The organism is Paenarthrobacter nitroguajacolicus (assembly GCF_029952445.1).
Lineage (GTDB): Bacteria > Actinomycetota > Actinomycetes > Actinomycetales > Micrococcaceae > Arthrobacter > Arthrobacter nitroguajacolicus_B.
Window position 1 is genome coordinate 49,444 of record NZ_JAQPPK010000022.1, and the last position, 17,104, is coordinate 66,547.

Consider the following 17,104-nt stretch of genomic DNA (forward strand, 5'->3'; position numbering starts at 1 on the left):
CAAGAGGTTGCCGGGTACCTGGTCGGGCACTGCGGGGTTGATCCCCGGAAGTGCGTACTTCCCGTTGAGGAAGTACAGCCGATCTTCGAGGCCTTCGATTGCGCCAGCAATTGGGGGCCTTCTCTATTTGCTGGTGACACCACCACAACCACAGGAGCTTTAACATTAGCGAGCCAAGAATCAATGAGCGTATCCGCGTCCCCGAGGTGCGGCTGGTCGGTCCTGCCGGCGAACAGGTAGGAATTGTCCGCATCGAGGACGCACTGCGTCTGGCTGCCGAATCCGATCTCGATCTCGTTGAAGTTGCGCCGCAGGCTAAGCCTCCTGTTTGCAAGTTGATGGACTTCGGCAAGTACAAGTACGAAGCCGCCGTCAAGGCACGCGAAGCCCGCAAGAACCAAACCAACACGGTTCTGAAGGAAATTCGCTTCCGCCTCAAGATCGACAAGCACGACTACGAAACCAAGCGTGGGCACGCCCTTCGCTTCCTCGGAGCCGGTGACAAGGTCAAGGCCATGATCCAGTTCCGCGGCCGCGAGCAGCAGCGTCCTGAAATGGGCATCCGCTTGCTTCAGCGTTTCGCTGAAGACGTGGCTGAGGTTGGCGTCATCGAGTCCAGCCCGCGCATCGATGGCCGCAACATGGTCATGGTGATCGGACCGCTGAAGAACAAGGCAGAAGCCAAGGCTGAAGCCCGCCGCGCCACCCAGCGTGCAGAAGCCAAGGCCCAGAACGAAGCCAAGGCCGCTGGCCGCGTGGACACCACGGGAGAGCAGGCACCGCTGACGCAGAGCCTGGCTGACCTTCTGCCCGAAGGCTTCAAGGTCTCCGAAGAGGAAGCAACGCAGGAAGCTCCGGCGACTGCCGAGGCTCCCGCCGTTGAAGAAGCACCGGTTGCCGAAGAGGCTGCAGTTGAAGCTCCGGTTGCAGAAGAGGCACCCGCCCCGGTGGTAGAGGAAGCACCCGCTGCTGAGGAAGCTCCGGCTCCCAAGGCGGCTCCGGAAGCTCCGGCTGCCAAGGTCGCTCCGGCTCCCAAGGCAGCTCCAGCTCCAAAGGCGGCTCCGGCGGAGGCGGCTCCCAAGCCTGTCGTTCCGGCTGCGGCTCCGAAGCCGGCTGTTCCTTCGGCTCCCAAGCCTGTCGCCAAGCCGGCTGCACCCAAGCCGGCAGCTCGGCCCGCAGCCCCCAAGGCCGCGCCGAAGCCTGCATCACGCAAGACCAATTAGTTCAACGCCGCGGAGGCTTTGGCCTCCACCGGCAAGCAACCAGCACGTCGGCCCCCGTTGGCCGGCTGCGCGATAGAATCGCGGACTTGTCCGTGGATACGTAAGGAGATCGGTTCCCATGCCGAAGATGAAGACCCACAGCGGTGCTAAGAAGCGCTTCAAGCTGACCGGTACCGGCAAGCTGAAGCGTCAGCAGGCCAACCGCCGTCACTACCTGGAGCACAAGTCCTCCAGGCTGACCCGTCGCCTCGCCGGCGACAAGCTCGTCTTCAAGGGCGATGCCAAGGTCATCAAGAAGATGCTCGGCGTCTAAGTTCCAAGTTCTTTGGTTACTGCCATCCGGCAGTAACCGACTACACCAAAAGCCTTCTCAGGCCGGCCGGGTTTCCGGCAGTAGCAGCTTGGGATAAAGATTTCTGAAGGAGTACGCACGTGGCACGTGTGAAGCGGGCGGTAAACGCCCACAAGAAGCGCCGGGTTGTCCTCGAACGCGCCAAGGGTTACCGCGGTCAGCGTTCGCGCTTGTACCGCAAGGCCAAAGAGCAGCTGCTGCACTCGTTTGTGTACAGCTACGGCGACCGCCGCAAGAAGAAGGGCGACTTCCGTCGCCTCTGGATCCAGCGCATCAACGCTGCATCCCGCGCCAACGGCCTCACCTACAACCGTCTTATCCAGGGCCTCAAGGCCGCTGAGGTTGAGGTTGACCGCCGTATGCTGGCCGAACTGGCTGTTTCCGATGCCAACGCTTTCGCCGCTCTGGTGAACGTTGCCAAGGCTGCACTCCCGGCTGACACGTCCGCTCCGGCTGCCAAGGCTGCTCCCAAGGCCAAGGTTGCCACGGCTGTTGCCACGGCTCCGGCTGTCAAGGCTGTTGTCTCCGAGAAGCCGGCCATCGACGGCGCAGTTGCCGCTGATGGTGACGAGGCTCCGGAAGGCTACGCCATCAAGGGCAACGCCGAGTCCAAGAAGTACCACGTTCCGGGTTCCACCTGGTACAACACCACCGCTGCTGAGTACTGGTTCTCCACGGTTGAAGCTGCAAAGGCTGCCGGTTTCGAGCCGGCCGGCGGCGAAGCCCGCCAGCAGATCAAGAACTAGTCGCAACTGCCACTAAAGTTCTTTATATGAACGAAACCGGGCGCCCGCAAGACTTTCCGATGACCAACCCCCGAGCAGATCGGGTGAGGGACGTCGCCAAGCTTGCCGGGCGCCCGGCGCGTTTAAAGCGCGGCCGGTTCCTCGCTGAGGGACCGCAGGCGGTGCGCGAGGCTTTGACCCTGCACCGTAGCCGTACAGCGTCCGGCGGTTCCGCCGTCGTACATGAAGTTTTTGCCAGTGAGGCGTGCCTTGACCGCCTCCCGGAACTCGCCGACCTGGCGCAGGGAACGCTGCTCCGGCTGGCGAGCGATGAAGTGTTGTCCGCCATGGCGGACACCGTCAACCCGCAGGGGATCGTCGCGGTCTGCAGTTTCGTCGACGTCAGCCTGGATTCAGTGCTCGACGCCGGTCCGCGGCTTCTGGCGGTCATGTGCCAGGTGCGTGACCCCGGCAACGCGGGGACCGTGCTCCGGGCCGCCGATGCCGCGGGGGCAGATGCCGTGGTCCTGACAGGTTCCAGCGTGGACATCTACAACCCGAAGGCTGTCCGCTCCACAGCGGGTTCACTGTTCCACCTGCCGGTGGTCCTGGGGGCGGACGTCGAGGAACTGGTGGCGCAGTGCCGGGAGCGCGGAATCGGCATCCTGGCCGCCGACGGTTATGGAACCCTCAACCTGGACAAACTCCAGGACGAGAACGCCGCACGCAGGCTCGGCAACAGTTCCGTGACGTCGGACTACGCCCTTGAGGAGCCGACGGCGTGGCTTTTCGGCAATGAGGCTCAGGGTTTGTCTGACGGTGAACTCGCGCTTGCCGACCACCGTGTCGCGGTACCCGTGTACGGGGCGGCCGAGAGCCTGAACCTTGGCACCGCCGCCACCGTATGCCTTTACGCCAGTGCACGTTCGCAGCAGGGCGCCCGAGTGGGGAATGCGTAAATCGCGCGCCAGCCGGGTACGGTATTGCTTGCAAGATCAGACGATGACGACTCTTCTTGGCCATTTCCATTCTTTCCCAAACCCGAAGAGGTGAAGCTTTCGTGGCTGCAGGTGGCGGTACCAAAGCGATTGTGGCGGCTCTCGCCGCGAACTTAACCATCGCTGTTCTGAAGTTCATTGCATTCTTCCTGACGGCGTCATCGTCCATGCTCGCCGAGGCAATCCACTCGGTGGCCGATTCCGGTAACCAGGTCCTGCTGCTGGTGGGCGGGAAGCGTTCCAAGAAGGCGGCCAGCCCGGAGCACCCGTTCGGTTATGGCCGCGAACGCTACATCTATGCTTTCATCGTCTCGATTGTGCTGTTCAGCGTCGGTGGCCTGTTCGCCCTTTACGAGGCCTGGGAGAAGTTCCAGCACCCGCATGGCATCGAGGGCGGCTTCTGGTGGGTGCCCTTGGCCGTTCTGGTCGGGGCGATCATTGCAGAAGGTTTCTCCTTCCGGACGGCGATCATCGAATCGAACCATATCCGCGGCAAGCAAAGCTGGGCGAAATTCATCCGCAATGCCAAGCAACCGGAACTCCCGGTCATTCTCCTGGAAGATTTCGGGGCCCTGCTTGGCCTGGTCTTTGCACTGTTCGGCGTCAGCATGACCCTGGTCACCGGCGACGGTGTGTGGGACGCGTTCGGAACCGCCATGATCGGCCTGCTGTTGGTGGCCATCGCTGTGGTCCTGGCGATGGAAACCAAGTCCCTGCTGCTGGGGGAGTCCGCCACCAAGGAAGACGTCCAGCGTATCTCCGACGCCCTCCAGGCGGACGGAACCCGGATCATCCACCTCAAGACCATGCACCTCGGACCCGAGGAACTGCTGGTGGCGGCGAAGATCTCCATGGAAGCTTCTGAAACGGGCGAGGAAATCGCCAAGGGAATTGACGACGCCGAGCGGCGGATCCGCGCGGCCGTTCCCATTGCCCGGGTCATTTACCTCGAGCCGGACATCGAGCGCGTACAGGCTCAGGCCTAGAAAACCAGCCTTAACAAAGAATGGCTCCGCACAATGCGGAGCCATTCTTTGTTAAGGCGGGAAATCAGGTAGCCAGCGCTTTTTTGCGTTCAAGCACACCACTGATAACTGCCACCAGAAGGCCGAGTAGCGCAAGAACCGCTCCCACCAGTGCGGGGGCGACGTAACCCCAACCCCATGCGATGACCGTGCCGCCGAGGAAGGCGCCCAGTGCATTGGCAATGTTGAGGGCCGAGTGATTCAGCGAGGAGGCCAGGGAGGCAGCCCCGGGTGCTGCGTCCAGGAGCCTGGTCTGCAAGGCAGGTGTCAGCATGGAACCGATGCCGCCGACGACGAAAGCCATGAGGAAGGCCGACCATGCCCAATGGGCTGCGACGGCGTAGACCACCAAGGCTGCGGCAATACCGGGCATGACCCAGTAAATGGTGCCCATGACGGATTTGTCCGCCAGGCGGCCTCCGATGATGTTGCCAACCACCATGCCGAGCCCGTAGAGGGCCACGACGGCGGGAATGAGGTTCTCCGGAATGCCGGCCACGGATGTCATGGTGTGGGCGATGTAGGTGTAGACGGCGAAAAAGCCGCCGAAGCCGATGATGCCGATCAGGAGGGCCAGCCATACCTGGAGCCGCTTGAGCGCTCCAAGTTCGCGGCGGATGCTGGCATCCGGATGCGCTGCTTCGAACGGGACGAACCTCCACACCATGGCAACAGTGAGCAGGCCGATGGCGCCGACTATGACGAAGAGAAGCCGCCAGCCGAAGGTTTGTCCCACCCATGTAGCCAAGGGGACTCCAATGACGTTGGAGACGGTTAGGCCGGCCATCACCATGGAGATGGCCCAACCACGTTTCGTTGGGGCTACGAGGCCAGCGGCGATGACTGCTGCCACCCCGAAGAAGGCTCCGTGGGGAAGGCCCGAGGCAAACCGCGACAGCAGCATCAGGCCGTAGTCGGGGGCAATGAAGGATGTCAGGTTCGCCAGAGCCAGGAACAGCATGAGACCCAAAGCCAGGTTCTTCCTCGGCAACTTTGCTCCCAAAGCGGCAAAGACAGGGGCGCCGATCACCACCCCCAGGGCATAAGCCGAGATGAGGTTTCCTGCTTCGGGCGTGCTGATGCCCAGACCCTCTTCGATTTCCTTCAGCAGGCCCATCATGGCGAACTCGGTTGTTCCGATGGCAAATCCGCCCATGGCCAGGGCCAGGATGGCAAGGCCAAGGTGGCGCCGGGACTTTTGGGCGGCGACGGGCGGGGACACGGTGATAGACATAGACCTGCTTCTGGGCGCAATTTTGGGCTGTAAAGAATGGGAGAAAATCCGATAACAATTCTAGTTTGCCGCTGCGCCAGGGGCTCACTAATGTGACCACTCCCATGGTCCGGCCCCCTAGACTGTTGCGGTGACTGCATTGATAAACGTCGTGGGTGCCGCCGTCGTCGACTCTTTGGAAGCCCCCGGCCGTTTGCTGGTTGCCCGCCGCACCGCTCCGCCCCGGTTCGCAGGGATGTGGGAATTTCCGGGCGGCAAGGTCGAACGCGGCGAAGCCCCGGAGGCCGCCCTGCATCGTGAGCTCGCTGAAGAGCTGGGCATCGAGGTAAAGCTTGGCCGGGAGCTGGAATCCGGGGATACGGACGGCTGGACCCTCAACGAGCAGGCCTCCATGCGCGTGTGGTTTGCTGAAGTGACAGCGGGGAAGCCCGCCCCGCTTGAAGACCACGACGAACTACGGTGGGTTTCCCTGGCTGACCATGAGGAGGCCTTGGCTCTTCCGTGGATACCTGCGGACCTTCCGATTGTCCGCGCACTTCTGCAACGGGTATCCACGCCCGCCTGAGAATCAGGCTGCCTGGACTTAGAAGAGGGACTGTTGGCCCGGCAGGGGAGTCGTGGCGTCCGCGATCTGTCCGGCGGCCTGTGCGGCTGAATGGCGGGCATTGCGATGGCTGAATCCTGAGCTTCCGGTGAAGCCATACTTCGCCTTGAAGTGCGTAATCCTGCCAGTCAACCAGGTGCGGTACTCCTTGGAGGCGTACCAGCCATTGCCGTACAGGCGCCTGTACTTGCCCACCAAATCGGGGTGCTGGGCGGCGAGCCACTTCATGTACCACTCGCGGGTGCCGGGTTTGAGATAGAGGGCTCCGGCGGAGACCCCCGTAGCGCCGGCCTGTGCCAGACCGGCGAACAAGGAGTCCAGGGCTTCGTCGGAATCAGTGAGCCACGGCAGGATGGGCATCGCCATGACGCCGCAGCCCAAGCCGGCGTCCCGGAGCCGCGCGATGAGTTTCAAGCGGGCCCTGGGTGAGGGTGTTCCAGGCTCGATGAGTGCCGCAAGGTCCTCGTTGGTCATCGCCAGCGAAATGCCGAGATCCACCGGAACCTGGGTAGCGGCATGCTTCAGCAGCGGAATGTCCCGCGCCAATAGTGTGCCTTTGGTCAAGATGGAGAACGGCGTGCCGGAATCCGCAAGGGCGCGGATGATTCCCGGCATCAGGGCGTATCGGCCTTCGGCGCGCTGGTACGGGTCCGTGTTGGTGCCGAGGGCAACCTGGTGATGTCCCCAGGAAGGCTTGGCCAGTTCCTTGCGGAGTACTTCGGCTGCATTGATCTTGACTACTACCTGGGAGTCGAAGTCCCGGCCAGCATCGAATTCAAGATAGGTGTGGCTTTTGCGGGCAAAGCAGTAGACGCAGGCATGGCTGCACCCGCGGTAGGGATTGACCGTCCATTCGAAAGGCATGTTCGAACCGGTTGGCACCTTGTTGAGCACTGACTTTGCGGTGACCTCGTGGAAGGTGACTCCGGAGAACTCGGGTGTAGAGACGGAACGCACAAGCCCGGCCAGCGGCAGCAGGGCATCCAACGCCGGGGCAGGGCCTGGAGCCGCGCTTCCGTCCGTTACCGGAGCCGGTTCACGCATCGGTGAAAGTGCTTGTGCGTCCCATCTCATGAACTCTATTCGAATGTATGTTCGAACCAATGTCAAGGTCCTCGAATTCCGTGCCGCGCGGCCGGAGTCCCGCGTTGCTATGGTTGGCCCATGATTCTGCTTACCGGCTTCGAACCGTTCGGCCAGGAAACGGTCAATCCCTCGTGGCGTGCCGTTCAGCTCGCCGCGGAGACGCTTCGGGCCGAGGGGCTCCTGGTGGAAGCCCTTGAACTGCCGTGTGTTTTTGGTCAATCATTGGCAGTGCTCAGCGAAGCCGTTTCACGCCTCAGCCCGGACATCGTAATCTGCGTCGGCTTGGCGGGTGGCCGGGGCCGCTTATCGCTGGAACGCGTAGCCATCAACTGCGATGATGCCAGGATTCCCGACAACAAGGGCCAGCGGCCCATCGACGAGGAGGTCGTTCCCGGGGCGCCTGCGGCCTACTTCTCCAGCCTCCCCATCAAGGCCGCGCTCAGAAATCTCCAGATCGCGGGGATCAAGGGTGAAATCTCCCAGTCGGCCGGTACCTACGTGTGCAACCACGTTTTCTTCGGATTAATGCATTCACTGGCCTCACTGCCCGGCGTCCGGGGCGGCTTCGTACACGTCCCCTACCTTCCGGAGCAGGTGCCCGCAACAGGGGCGGTCCCGTCAATGCCGCTGGAAGTGACCGCGCAAGGAATCGCCGTGATAGCCCGCACTGCCCGTCACACCTTGGAGGATGCCAAAATGCCTGCAGGTGCCATCCACTAGATAAGCTCCCATTCCACCGTGACGCTGGCCGACACTACTGATTCGCCGGCCTCCACCGGCAGCGCCTCCGCAGCGTAGGATGCCCGGACCATTCCGGCCAAGGGAATGGGGCCACTCTGCGCCGGTTGCTGGGAGATTGACACCACGGATCCCAAGTGGGCCGAGGCCAGTGTGGCGTACTGCTCAGCGCGGGTCACAGCGTCTTGCCACGCGGCCTCCTGAGCCTGACCCGTTACCCGTGACGGGTCGGCGTGGCCCTGCTCCAGGCCATTGATCCGGATGTCGTCACCGCCGGCCGCAACGGCTGCAGCGATGGCCGCGGGTGCGTCGGCGTGGGAGCGAATACCAACGTGCAGGGTGGTGGACGCAACGTAGGCCGTCACCTTCTGTCCCTGCCCCTCGACCCACACAAGGTCAGCCCGCAGATTCAGGCCGCTCGTCCGAAGGTCCGCGTCGGCGACGCCGGCAGCCCGTAAACCGGCGGCGACGGCGGCCGCCGACTTCCCGGCGTCGTCATATGCTTTCGCCGCTGTCTCGCGTCGAGTCTCTACTCCGAGGGTCAGTGTCACCAGGTCCGGAACAGCCGCTGCGCTGCCGGAACCGGTCACTGTGATGGTTCGCTTCATGCCTAAGCCTCGATTCGTTGGTCGGGGTGGTGCTGCTGATGCTTGCCGGGTTCGATGTAGCCGCCCGCCTCCAGGCCCGCCTGCCGCTCGAAGAAGTTTCCCGATCCCGGGTTTCCGGTCCGGACCATTGACCAGCAGGCAGCTGCCCCGTAGAGGACAAAGAAGGGAAGTCCCAGGCAGTACGCATACTGCGTGCTGTGCCGCTCCTCATGGCCCAGGAGGACTGCATTGCTTCCCGCCACTGGGTGTGGTGCCCGGTACAGGATCACGTTGCCCACGGTGAATGCGCCTGCGAAGGGGAACTTCCAGTGGTAACCGGCCGCTATGATGAGGCCGCGTGGCCCACGCGAGAGAGCGCACCGCGACGCAACGGCCACGGCGAGTCCCAGTGGCGTGGACAGATTCAGGACATTTGCCACCTGCCGGAGTCGCTGCGCGGGAGTCATGAAGCCATGCTAGCCCGTGGCGGATGGCACGGCACGGGCAGCGGGGATACGCTGTTCCAGCACTCACTCGTGCAGGGGATGAAGGGGGAAAAGATATGAAGATCAAACGCGCCATGGGCGTAGTCGGCGTACTAATAGCCGTGATGGTGGCATTGACCGGATGCGTCAAGCTCAACATGTCAGTCAAGGTCAACAACGAAAAAAGCGTCGACTACGAGGTCGTGTACGCGATCCAAAAATCGGTCCTGGGCGATAAGTCCTTCGACGACTTCATGAAGTCCAACGGTGGTGGCAGCCAGGAGATGGACATTCCTGAAGGTGCCACGGTTGTGGACTACGAGGACGACAAGTACAAGGGCAAACGGATCACTGCGGTGAACCTCGACCCGGCCAAGCTGGCCGAGTCATCCAGCTCGGAGAATCCCTTCGATCTGAAGAAGGAGGGAGACTTCTACGTCATGTCCATGGGAAGTGTCACGGGAGCTGACGGCAGCGATCCCGAGGCTTCCAGCATGGCAAAGTCGATGTTTGACGAAGCGTCCGTCAAGTTCACCTTCCCTGGGAAGGTGGTCGAAGCCAAGGGCGCAACCGTCGAAGGCAACACGGCAACCTTCGACATGCTCTCCATCAATGAGAGCGCCGTCCAGGTAAAGGCAGAGGCCAACCCCGGTATCCCGATGTGGATCATCTGGACTCTGGTGTCCGTGCTGGTGGTCGCCGCGGCGCTGGTATTGCTGTTCGTCCTGCTGCGGCGGAAGTCAGCCCGGCAGTCGCCGGCGCTCGCAGGTGCCGCACCGTATGGACAGCCCTTGAACGGACAGGGCCCGGCCGGTTACGCCGCACCGCAGACGGGTTACGCAGCGCCTCAGCCGGGCTACGCAACACCGCAGCCCGGTTACCCCGCGCCTCAGCCGGGCCAGCCAACCCGGCCGCCCCAGCAGGACTGGGTCGGGCAGGGCTACACGCCCGGAGCGCAGCCGGCGCCCCACCCGGGAGAAACGCACGACGACGGCCAGGTACCGCCGCCGCCAACCGCACCACCGGCTTCGGAGCCCAAGAACCCGGGCGCCTGATAACCGACGCGTGTAAGAACCCAGCCGCGCTCCGCCGTCGTTATGACGCGCGGTAGCCTCGTTCACATAGCGGGACCTGCCCAAGCGGGTTCAATCCCGCAAGTGGGCTTCAACTAGACTGAAGGGTAGTGCCCGCCGTCCGCGGTGAGCGCTACCCTTTCGTTTTGCAGGCCTGCAATGCCGGCCGCTCCCAACTCGTAGCTAAGAACAGTAGATGACTGACACTTTGCCAGGCGCCGCCATCCCGAATCCGCTGGATGAAGCCGCCATCAACGCCGCCGTCGAGGACGCCGTCGCCGCTATTGCGGCCGCTTCCTCCCTTGATGAACTCAAGGCCGTCCGCCTCGCCCACACGGGCGAGAAGTCGCCCCTGAGCCTGGCCAACCGTGAGATCGGTGGCTTGGCCAAGGAGCACAAGGCAGCTGCCGGCAAGCTCATGGGTTCCTCGCGCGGCCGGGTCAACCAGGCGCTCGCGGCGAGGACCCAGGTGCTTGAAGCCGAGAATGACGCCCGCATCCTGATCGAGGAAACGGTTGATGTCACTGCAGCCCCGCGTCGTCGCCGTGCCGGTGCCCGCCACCCCCTGTCCACCTTGCAGGACAGGGTGTCGGACATCTTTGTGGGCATGGGCTGGGAAATCGCCGAAGGCCCCGAGGTGGAGTCGGAGTGGTTCAACTTCGATGCCCTCAACTTCAAGCCGGACCACCCGGCCCGCGAAATGCAGGACACGTTCTTCGTGGAGCCGCCCGAAGCCCACCTGCTCATGCGCACGCACACCTCGCCTGTCCAGGTGCGTTCCATGCTGGAACGCGAAGTGCCCATTTATGTGCTGTGTCCGGGCAAGGTGTTCCGCACGGATGAACTCGACGCGACGCACACCCCTGTCTTCCACCAGTTCGAGGGCCTGGCCATCGACAAGGACCTCAGCATGGCAGACCTCCGCGGCACGCTGGAGCACTTCGCCCGCCAGATGTTCGGTGACGAAGCGTCCATCCGGCTGCGCCCGAACTACTTCCCGTTCACGGAACCGTCCGCGGAACTGGACATCTGGCACCCCGGTGCCAAGGGCGGTCCGCGCTGGATCGAGTGGGGTGGCTGCGGCATGGTCAATCCCAACGTCCTCCGGGCAGCCGGCATCGACCCGGACGTCTATTCAGGTTTCGCTTTCGGTATGGGCATCGAGCGCACGCTTATGTTCCGCAACGAGGTCGGCGACATGCGCGACATGATCGAAGGCGATGTACGTTTCAGCGAGCACTTCGGGATGGAGATCTAACAGTGCGTATCCCACTTTCCTGGCTGCGTGAATTCGCGCAGGTACCGGCCGAAGCTACGGCCGAAGATGTCATGGCGGACCTGGTCAAGGTCGGCTTTGAAGAAGAAGACGTGCACCGTCCCACGGATGAGCTCAAGGGGCCGATCGTTGTTGGCCAGGTCCTAAGCCTGGTCAAGGAACCGCAGACCAACGGCAAGACCATCAACTGGTGCCAGGTCCGCGTGGTTCCGGAAGGTCAGGAGCAGACGCTCACCGGCAAGGGCATTGATCCTTCCGGCGTGCAGGGCATCATCTGCGGTGCCCACAACTTCGTGGAGGGCGACAAAGTTGTTGTCACCCTCCCTGGTGCTGTGCTGCCCGGAAACTTCCAGATCTCCGCGCGCAAGACCTATGGTCACCTCTCTGCCGGCATGATCGCTTCCGTCCGCGAGCTTGGCATCGGCGATGACCACGACGGAATCCTGGTCCTCTCCCGGATAGGCCTGGATCCCGAAATCGGCACTGACGCGATGGAATTGCTCGGTCTGTATGACCAGGCAGCTGAAATCAACGTCACGCCGGACCGTGGTTACGCGTTCTCCATCCGTGGTGTTGCCCGGGAGTACGCCCATGCCACTGGAACGTCCTTCGTAGACCCCGCGTCCAAGGTCAACGCGCCTGCCTCCCTGCAGGGTGGCTACGGCGTGAAGCTCAATGATGACGCGCCCATTTACGGCAAGCCTGGCTGCGACCGCTTCGTCGCCCGCACCGTCCGGGGCGTGGACGCGACACGTCCAACCCCGCCGTGGATGTCTTCCCGCCTGCGCCTTGCCGGCATCCGGAGCATCTCGCTGCCGGTGGATATTTCCAACTACGTCATGTTGGAACTCGGCCAGCCGAACCACTGCTATGACCTTGACAAGCTCTCGGGCGACATCGTTGTCCGCCGTGCCGTCGCGGGGGAGAAGATCACCACTCTCGACGACAAGGAACGCACCCTCGACGTCGAGGACCTCCTGATCACGGACGACTCCGGAGCCATTGGCATCGCGGGCGTCATGGGCGGTGCCCACACCGAGGTTTCCGATTCCACCACGAACATCCTGGTCGAAGCCGCGCACTTCGATGAGGTGTCCATTGCCCGCTCGCGCCGCCGTCACAAGCTGCCGTCCGAGGCGTCCAAGCGTTTCGAACGTGGCGTTGACTGGCACGTCGCCAACATTGCGGCCCAGCGTGTCGTGGACCTGCTGGTGGAACTTGCCGGCGGCACGGCGGACCAGACCGGTACCGACGTTGGAACCGCGCCTGACGCCGTCGTCATTGAACTGCCTGAAGGTTTTGCTTCGGCCCGGATCGGCATCGACTTCACTGAGGAGCAGATCACCACTTCCCTGGAGGACCTGGGAGCCGTGGTGGAGAAGACCTCTTCCGGCTACCGCGTGACGGCACCAAGCTGGCGCAACGACCTTGAAACCAAGGAAGACCTCTCAGAGGAAATCGCCCGTCTTGTGGGCTACGACAACATTCCGGCGACTTTGCCCGTGGCTCCTCCGGGCCGTGGCCTGAGCCGCACGCAGCAGCAGAAGCGCCGCGTGGTGCAGGCGCTGGCTGATGCCGGGCTGACTGACGTGCTGTCCTACCCGTTCGTCACGAAAGCTGCCAACGACACCTTCGGAATTGCGGAGGAAGGCGCTGCGCGTCCGGCGTTGAAGCTGGCCAACCCGATCAGCGAGGAACATGGCTTCCTCCGTACGTCCATCCTGCCCGGACTCATTGAGGTAGCCCGCCGCAACCACTCGCGTGGCTTCCGCGATCTTGCTCTCTACGAGGCCGGCTCGGTCTTCCTGCCGGGGGAGAAGCTCGGAACGGAATCCATCCCGCCGCTGGGCGTCAAGCCCAGCGATGAGGTACTTGATGCACTGTACGACGGCGTTCCGCACCAGCCGCTGCACATCGCCGCTGTCCTGACCGGCCATGATTCTCCGGCCGCGGCCACGCACAAACCGCGGGCCTGGGACTGGGCGGACGCAGTGGATGTGGCGCGCCTGATTGCAGACGTGCTGGGCGTTGAACTGGTTGTCAGCCAAGGCAGCCACCAGGCGTTCCACCCTGGACGTGCGGCGCAGCTCGCGCTTCGCAATGGCGACGTCGTTGGTTACGCGGGGGAGCTCCACCCGAAGCTCCTGGCGGCGCACGACATGCCTGCCCGATCTGTAGCTGTTGAGGTGGACGTTGAAGCACTCTTCGACGCTGCCGCTGATGTGATTGTTGCCAAGCACATCTCCGGATTCCCGGTTGCGACACAGGACGTTGCCTTGGTGGTCCCTCAGGACGTACCGGCCGACCAGGTTCTTTCCGCACTTCGCGAGGGTGCCGGTGAGCTTCTGGAAGACGTCGCTTTGTTCGACGTGTACGTGGGCCCCGGCATTGACGACGGGAAGAAGTCGCTCGCCTTCGGCCTGCGGTTCCGCGCGGATGACCGCACGCTGACGGCAGACGAGGCCTCCGAAGCCCGGGCGGCAGCCGTGGCTGTTGCCGCCGAGCGCTTTGGAGCTGTGCAGCGCTAGTTTCACTCAGGAAGGCCCCGGGACTGCCGTCCCGGGGTTTTCTTTTTTAATGAGATCCAACTCCCAGCATCTTGACAGATTATTCATATATGTATGACAGTTTTGTCATGCACATGTGAAACATGTGTATCACATCCCTCAAGCGGTTCCACGAGAACCGTCCTTTGAAAGGTACCCATGAAGAAGCAGAACTTTGCTGTGCTTGTCGGGGCTGCAGTCGTGGCTTTGACGTCCTCGCTGGGTGGAGCCGCCTTGGCGTCAGAGCCGACGCCGCAGTCCTCCGTCTCCGGGTTGCAGCCTGTCTCGCACACGGTGGACAAGACGCAGACGTCCGGCTCGGCGGCCTCACCGCTGGCCGACAAGTACACCCTTGCAATGCCGGGCAAGAACGGCACAGCTTCCACGGACTCTGTCATCGGCGCTGATGGCAGGGTCAGGATCACAAACACCACTACCGCGCCCAACCGCTCGATTGTCCAGATTGAATTCAACGGCGGCTACATTTGCTCCGGTGCGCTCATTTCGGATGACACCGTGCTGACTGCCGGTCACTGCGTGCATGAGGGTGGCACGGGTTCAACTGCGGATTACTCGTGGGGTGTGAAGGTGGCTCCCGGCCGCAACGGATCCACTGATCCTTACGGTACCTGCGGTGCCACCCAGCTCCTGACTGACCAGCGCTGGATTGATTCGGCCAACACCAATGCCGACTGGGGCGTCATCAAGCTCGATTGCACCATCGGCAACACTACCGGCTGGCTGAACTACGCTGGCACGACCACCAGCCTGAATGGGACCACCGCGACGGTCAGGGGCTATCCGGGCGACAAGGCCTTCGGCACCATGTGGTCCATGACTGGCTCCATCGACAGCACCCAGGCCGAGAAGGTCTTCTACAAGATGGACACTTACGGCGGCCAGAGCGGCGCCCCTGTCTACAACAGCTCCAACACCATCGTGGCCATCCACACCAACGGCGGCAGCTCAAACTCAGGCACCCGCATCACACCAACCCTGGCAAACTACCTGACGTCGGTAAAGTAACCGGGGGGTAAAACCCCATGTCAGTGTTCCCCGCAGCGATTTTGTGGCTGCGGGGAACACTGCTGCTTGTGCAAGACAATTGAGCACCAAGCTACAGTTTGCTGGGGACAATGCCGTGAAAGGGGTCAGGATGGACAAGCCTGTGCTTGAGCTGCGGCTGCTCGCCGACGTGGCCATGTCCGACGCGCCGTTCCGGCAGCTTGGTCAGCCCGCCCAACAGCGCGCCCTCCGCTTCGCCAACGCCGCGGACCGGGACGCCTTCGTGGCTGGCAGGGTCGCGCTCCAGGAGTTTGCCGGGTCACTTCTCAACGTCGATCCCGCCCTTCTCGTGCCCGACTACCATTGCCCGCAGTGCGGCTCTGGCCAAGACCATGGTCGGCCCGGTTTCCTGCTCGACGGCGACCCCGCGCCTTTGGTGGTCAGCGCCTCCAGGGCGTCGGGCTGGGTGCTGCTGGCCGGCGTCGTGCATCCTGGGGAGAGGCTCCGGCTGGGAGTGGACCTTGAGGCCGTCGACAAAATCACCTTCGAAGGCTTCGACGACGTCGCGCTGACGGCACAAGAGAAGCAGCACGTGGTGTCCCTCCCGGAAACCCGGCGGGACGCCGCCCGGGCCAGGCTGTGGGCACGAAAAGAAGCCTGGCTGAAGATGACAGGGAAAGGCCTGCGCACAAACCCTGCGGAAGTGGAGGTGTTGAGCAGGGAAGGATTGCTGGACCTGGACTTGGACCGGGACCTGGACTTGGACCGGAACCTGGCCGCGGGGGAGCCGCAGGGACTTGTGGCTGCGCTTGCCGTTGGCTAGGGCAGTGCAGGCAACGCGGCCTTATACAGCCAGGGCCGAAGAATCCCGGCAGCATCGAACCCCGGAATGAAGGAGTCCGCAGCCGCGATCAACGACTCCGTCGAAACCGACCCGTGCCGGTTTGCAGCCGTCCACTGCTGCAGGAAACCAAAGAAAGCTTCATCCCCGGCGGCCACCCGCAGGGCGTGGACGGCCAAGGCTCCGCGCTTGTACACCCTGTCATCGAACATGAGCTCCGGCCCGGGGTCGCCAACCAGCAGGTCCTGTGGACCGGCGTCGAGCCTTTTCCACGCGGCGGTTGCGCGGGCAGCGACAGTCATGGTCTCCGATTCTTCAGACCACAACCACTCCGCATAGCAGGCAAAACCCTCGTGGAGCCAGATGTCTTTCCAGTTGCTGACCGTCAGCGAGTTGCCGAACCACTGGTGGGACAGTTCATGGGCGATCAACCGCTGGGAATCCCAAGCGTCCTTCATGTGGTTGCGGCCGAAAATGGAGACCGTCTGGGCTTCGAGCGGAATTTCCAGTTCGTCCTCGGTGACCACCGAGGTGTAGTCACGGAAGGGGTACGGTCCGAAGCAGTCCTCAAAAGTCCGCATCATGTCCGGCTGCCGTCGAAGGCCGTGCAGTGCGTCCTGCGTCATTTCGGGGGTGACGGCGACAAACTGCGGGACTCTGTGGGGGTCGTCTACATTCAGCGGAACCTTGGCGTATCGGCCGATCTGGACGGTGGCCAAGTACGTGGCCATGGGCTCAGTTTGCTCGTAGACCCAGGTTTCCCGGCTGGATTTACGGGAATGGGACACGAGCTTGCCATTGCAGACCGGACGGTAGTTGTCGTCGGTGGTTACGGAGATGAGGAAGCTTGATTTGTATCGCGGGTGGTCGTTGCAGGGGAACCACGATGCCGCACCGTTGGGTTGGCCAGCCACCAGGACGCCGTCGTTCAGTTCTTCCCAGCCCACGTCTCCCCAGAGTCCGCGACGCGGCTGCGGATTGCCGTCGTAGCGGATCTCCAGAGTGAACTGCTGCCCGGCTGTGAGTGCGGCTGCGGGATTGAGGACCAGATGTTCAGCCCGGTGGCTGAACTTCTGCAGTTTCTTGCCATCCAGCTGGATTTTGGACGCACGCAGGCCCACCAGGTCCAGGACGATCTGTGTCATTGGTTCAACGGCTGTACACTTCAGGACCGCTCTGCCGATCAGCTTGTTGCTGCCCAGCCTGACGTCGAGTTCCAGTTCGTAGCGGTCCACCCTGTACCGGGTGTTGCCGTGGTCCAGGGTATAGGGGTCGGGTCCGGGGGTGCTGGTGGGTGCGGTCATTA

The 17,104-nt window shown here is 62.9% G+C and carries 17 protein-coding genes; 12 read left to right on the forward strand and 5 right to left on the reverse strand.

What is annotated here, in order from left to right:
• Nucleotides 1–206: 206 nt before the first annotated feature.
• The 5 genes from infC (at nt 207) to PJL15_RS16235 (ending at nt 4,284) form a co-directional block, all read left to right on the forward strand.
• The gene (gene infC, locus PJL15_RS16215; protein WP_432443830.1) at nt 207–1,223 is read left to right on the forward strand and encodes a translation initiation factor IF-3; all 1,017 of its coding nucleotides are present in this window, start codon (nt 207–209) and stop codon (nt 1,221–1,223) included.
• 118 nt (nt 1,224–1,341) lie between these two features.
• Nucleotides 1,342–1,536: a 50S ribosomal protein L35 gene (gene rpmI / locus PJL15_RS16220; protein ID WP_011774324.1), complete on the forward strand. Its 195-nt coding sequence runs from the start codon at nt 1,342–1,344 to the stop codon at nt 1,534–1,536.
• A gap of 119 nt (nt 1,537–1,655) precedes the next feature.
• Nucleotides 1,656–2,321 (forward strand): 50S ribosomal protein L20, sunset domain variant, encoded by a 666-nt coding sequence (gene rplT / locus PJL15_RS16225; protein WP_281452169.1) that lies wholly within the window; start codon nt 1,656–1,658, stop codon nt 2,319–2,321.
• A 26-nt stretch (nt 2,322–2,347) separates the two neighbouring features.
• A complete protein-coding gene (locus tag PJL15_RS16230) occupies nt 2,348–3,259 on the forward strand; it encodes a TrmH family RNA methyltransferase (protein WP_281452170.1) in 912 nt (303 codons plus the stop codon).
• Between the two features lie 101 nt (nt 3,260–3,360).
• Nucleotides 3,361–4,284 (forward strand): cation diffusion facilitator family transporter, encoded by a 924-nt coding sequence (locus PJL15_RS16235; RefSeq protein ID WP_281452171.1) that lies wholly within the window; start codon nt 3,361–3,363, stop codon nt 4,282–4,284.
• Nucleotides 4,285–4,348: 64 nt separating this feature from the next.
• On the opposite strand, the gene PJL15_RS16240 is transcribed toward PJL15_RS16235, so the two are convergent.
• On the reverse strand, nt 4,349–5,557 hold the full coding sequence (locus tag PJL15_RS16240) for an MFS transporter (protein ID WP_281452172.1): 1,209 nt from the start codon (nt 5,555–5,557) through the stop codon (nt 4,349–4,351).
• 130 nt (nt 5,558–5,687) lie between these two features.
• Between PJL15_RS16240 and PJL15_RS16245 the strand changes: the two genes are divergently transcribed.
• Nucleotides 5,688–6,122, forward strand: a complete 435-nt coding sequence (locus tag PJL15_RS16245; protein WP_281452173.1) for a (deoxy)nucleoside triphosphate pyrophosphohydrolase — start codon at nt 5,688–5,690, stop codon at nt 6,120–6,122.
• Between the two features lie 18 nt (nt 6,123–6,140).
• Here the strand turns inward: PJL15_RS16245 and PJL15_RS16250 are convergent, their stop codons facing one another.
• Nucleotides 6,141–7,235, reverse strand: a complete 1,095-nt coding sequence (locus tag PJL15_RS16250; RefSeq protein ID WP_281452174.1) for an Rv2578c family radical SAM protein — start codon at nt 7,233–7,235, stop codon at nt 6,141–6,143.
• Nucleotides 7,236–7,325: 90 nt separating this feature from the next.
• Here PJL15_RS16250 and pcp point away from each other — a divergent pair, with 90 nt between their 5' ends.
• Nucleotides 7,326–7,967 carry a pyroglutamyl-peptidase I gene (pcp, locus tag PJL15_RS16255; RefSeq protein ID WP_281452175.1) on the forward strand — a complete coding sequence of 214 codons (642 nt, stop codon included), beginning with the start codon at nt 7,326–7,328 and terminating at the stop codon, nt 7,965–7,967.
• Here the strand turns inward: pcp and PJL15_RS16260 are convergent.
• Together PJL15_RS16260 and PJL15_RS16265 are read right to left on the reverse strand one after the other, a co-directional pair.
• Entirely contained in the window at nt 7,964–8,593 is a 630-nt protein-coding gene (locus PJL15_RS16260; protein ID WP_281452176.1) for an SIMPL domain-containing protein, read from the reverse strand. The genes pcp and PJL15_RS16260 overlap by 4 nt on opposite strands.
• Nucleotides 8,594–8,595: 2 nt before the next feature.
• The gene (locus PJL15_RS16265; RefSeq protein ID WP_281452177.1) at nt 8,596–9,039 is read right to left on the reverse strand and encodes a hypothetical protein; all 444 of its coding nucleotides are present in this window, start codon (nt 9,037–9,039) and stop codon (nt 8,596–8,598) included.
• A gap of 95 nt (nt 9,040–9,134) precedes the next feature.
• On the opposite strand from PJL15_RS16265, the gene PJL15_RS16270 reads away from it, so the two are divergent.
• The 5 genes from PJL15_RS16270 (at nt 9,135) to PJL15_RS16290 (ending at nt 15,780) form a co-directional block, all read left to right on the forward strand.
• Complete coding sequence (locus tag PJL15_RS16270; RefSeq protein ID WP_281452178.1) at nt 9,135–10,112, forward strand: LppM family (lipo)protein; 978 nt, start codon at nt 9,135–9,137, stop codon at nt 10,110–10,112.
• Between the two features lie 214 nt (nt 10,113–10,326).
• Nucleotides 10,327–11,388: a phenylalanine--tRNA ligase subunit alpha gene (gene pheS / locus PJL15_RS16275; RefSeq protein ID WP_281452179.1), complete on the forward strand. Its 1,062-nt coding sequence runs from the start codon at nt 10,327–10,329 to the stop codon at nt 11,386–11,388.
• Between the two features lie 2 nt (nt 11,389–11,390).
• Nucleotides 11,391–13,934 carry a phenylalanine--tRNA ligase subunit beta gene (gene pheT / locus PJL15_RS16280; RefSeq protein WP_281452180.1) on the forward strand — a complete coding sequence of 848 codons (2,544 nt, stop codon included), beginning with the start codon at nt 11,391–11,393 and terminating at the stop codon, nt 13,932–13,934.
• A 177-nt stretch (nt 13,935–14,111) separates the two neighbouring features.
• Entirely contained in the window at nt 14,112–14,978 is an 867-nt protein-coding gene (locus PJL15_RS16285) for a trypsin-like serine peptidase (RefSeq protein ID WP_281452181.1), read from the forward strand.
• Between the two features lie 130 nt (nt 14,979–15,108).
• The gene (locus tag PJL15_RS16290; protein WP_281452182.1) at nt 15,109–15,780 is read left to right on the forward strand and encodes a 4'-phosphopantetheinyl transferase family protein; all 672 of its coding nucleotides are present in this window, start codon (nt 15,109–15,111) and stop codon (nt 15,778–15,780) included.
• On the opposite strand, the gene PJL15_RS16295 is transcribed toward PJL15_RS16290, so the two are convergent.
• Nucleotides 15,777–17,102: a M1 family metallopeptidase gene (locus tag PJL15_RS16295; RefSeq protein WP_281452183.1), complete on the reverse strand. Its 1,326-nt coding sequence runs from the start codon at nt 17,100–17,102 to the stop codon at nt 15,777–15,779. The genes PJL15_RS16290 and PJL15_RS16295 overlap by 4 nt on opposite strands.
• Nucleotides 17,103–17,104: the final 2 nt, after the last annotated feature.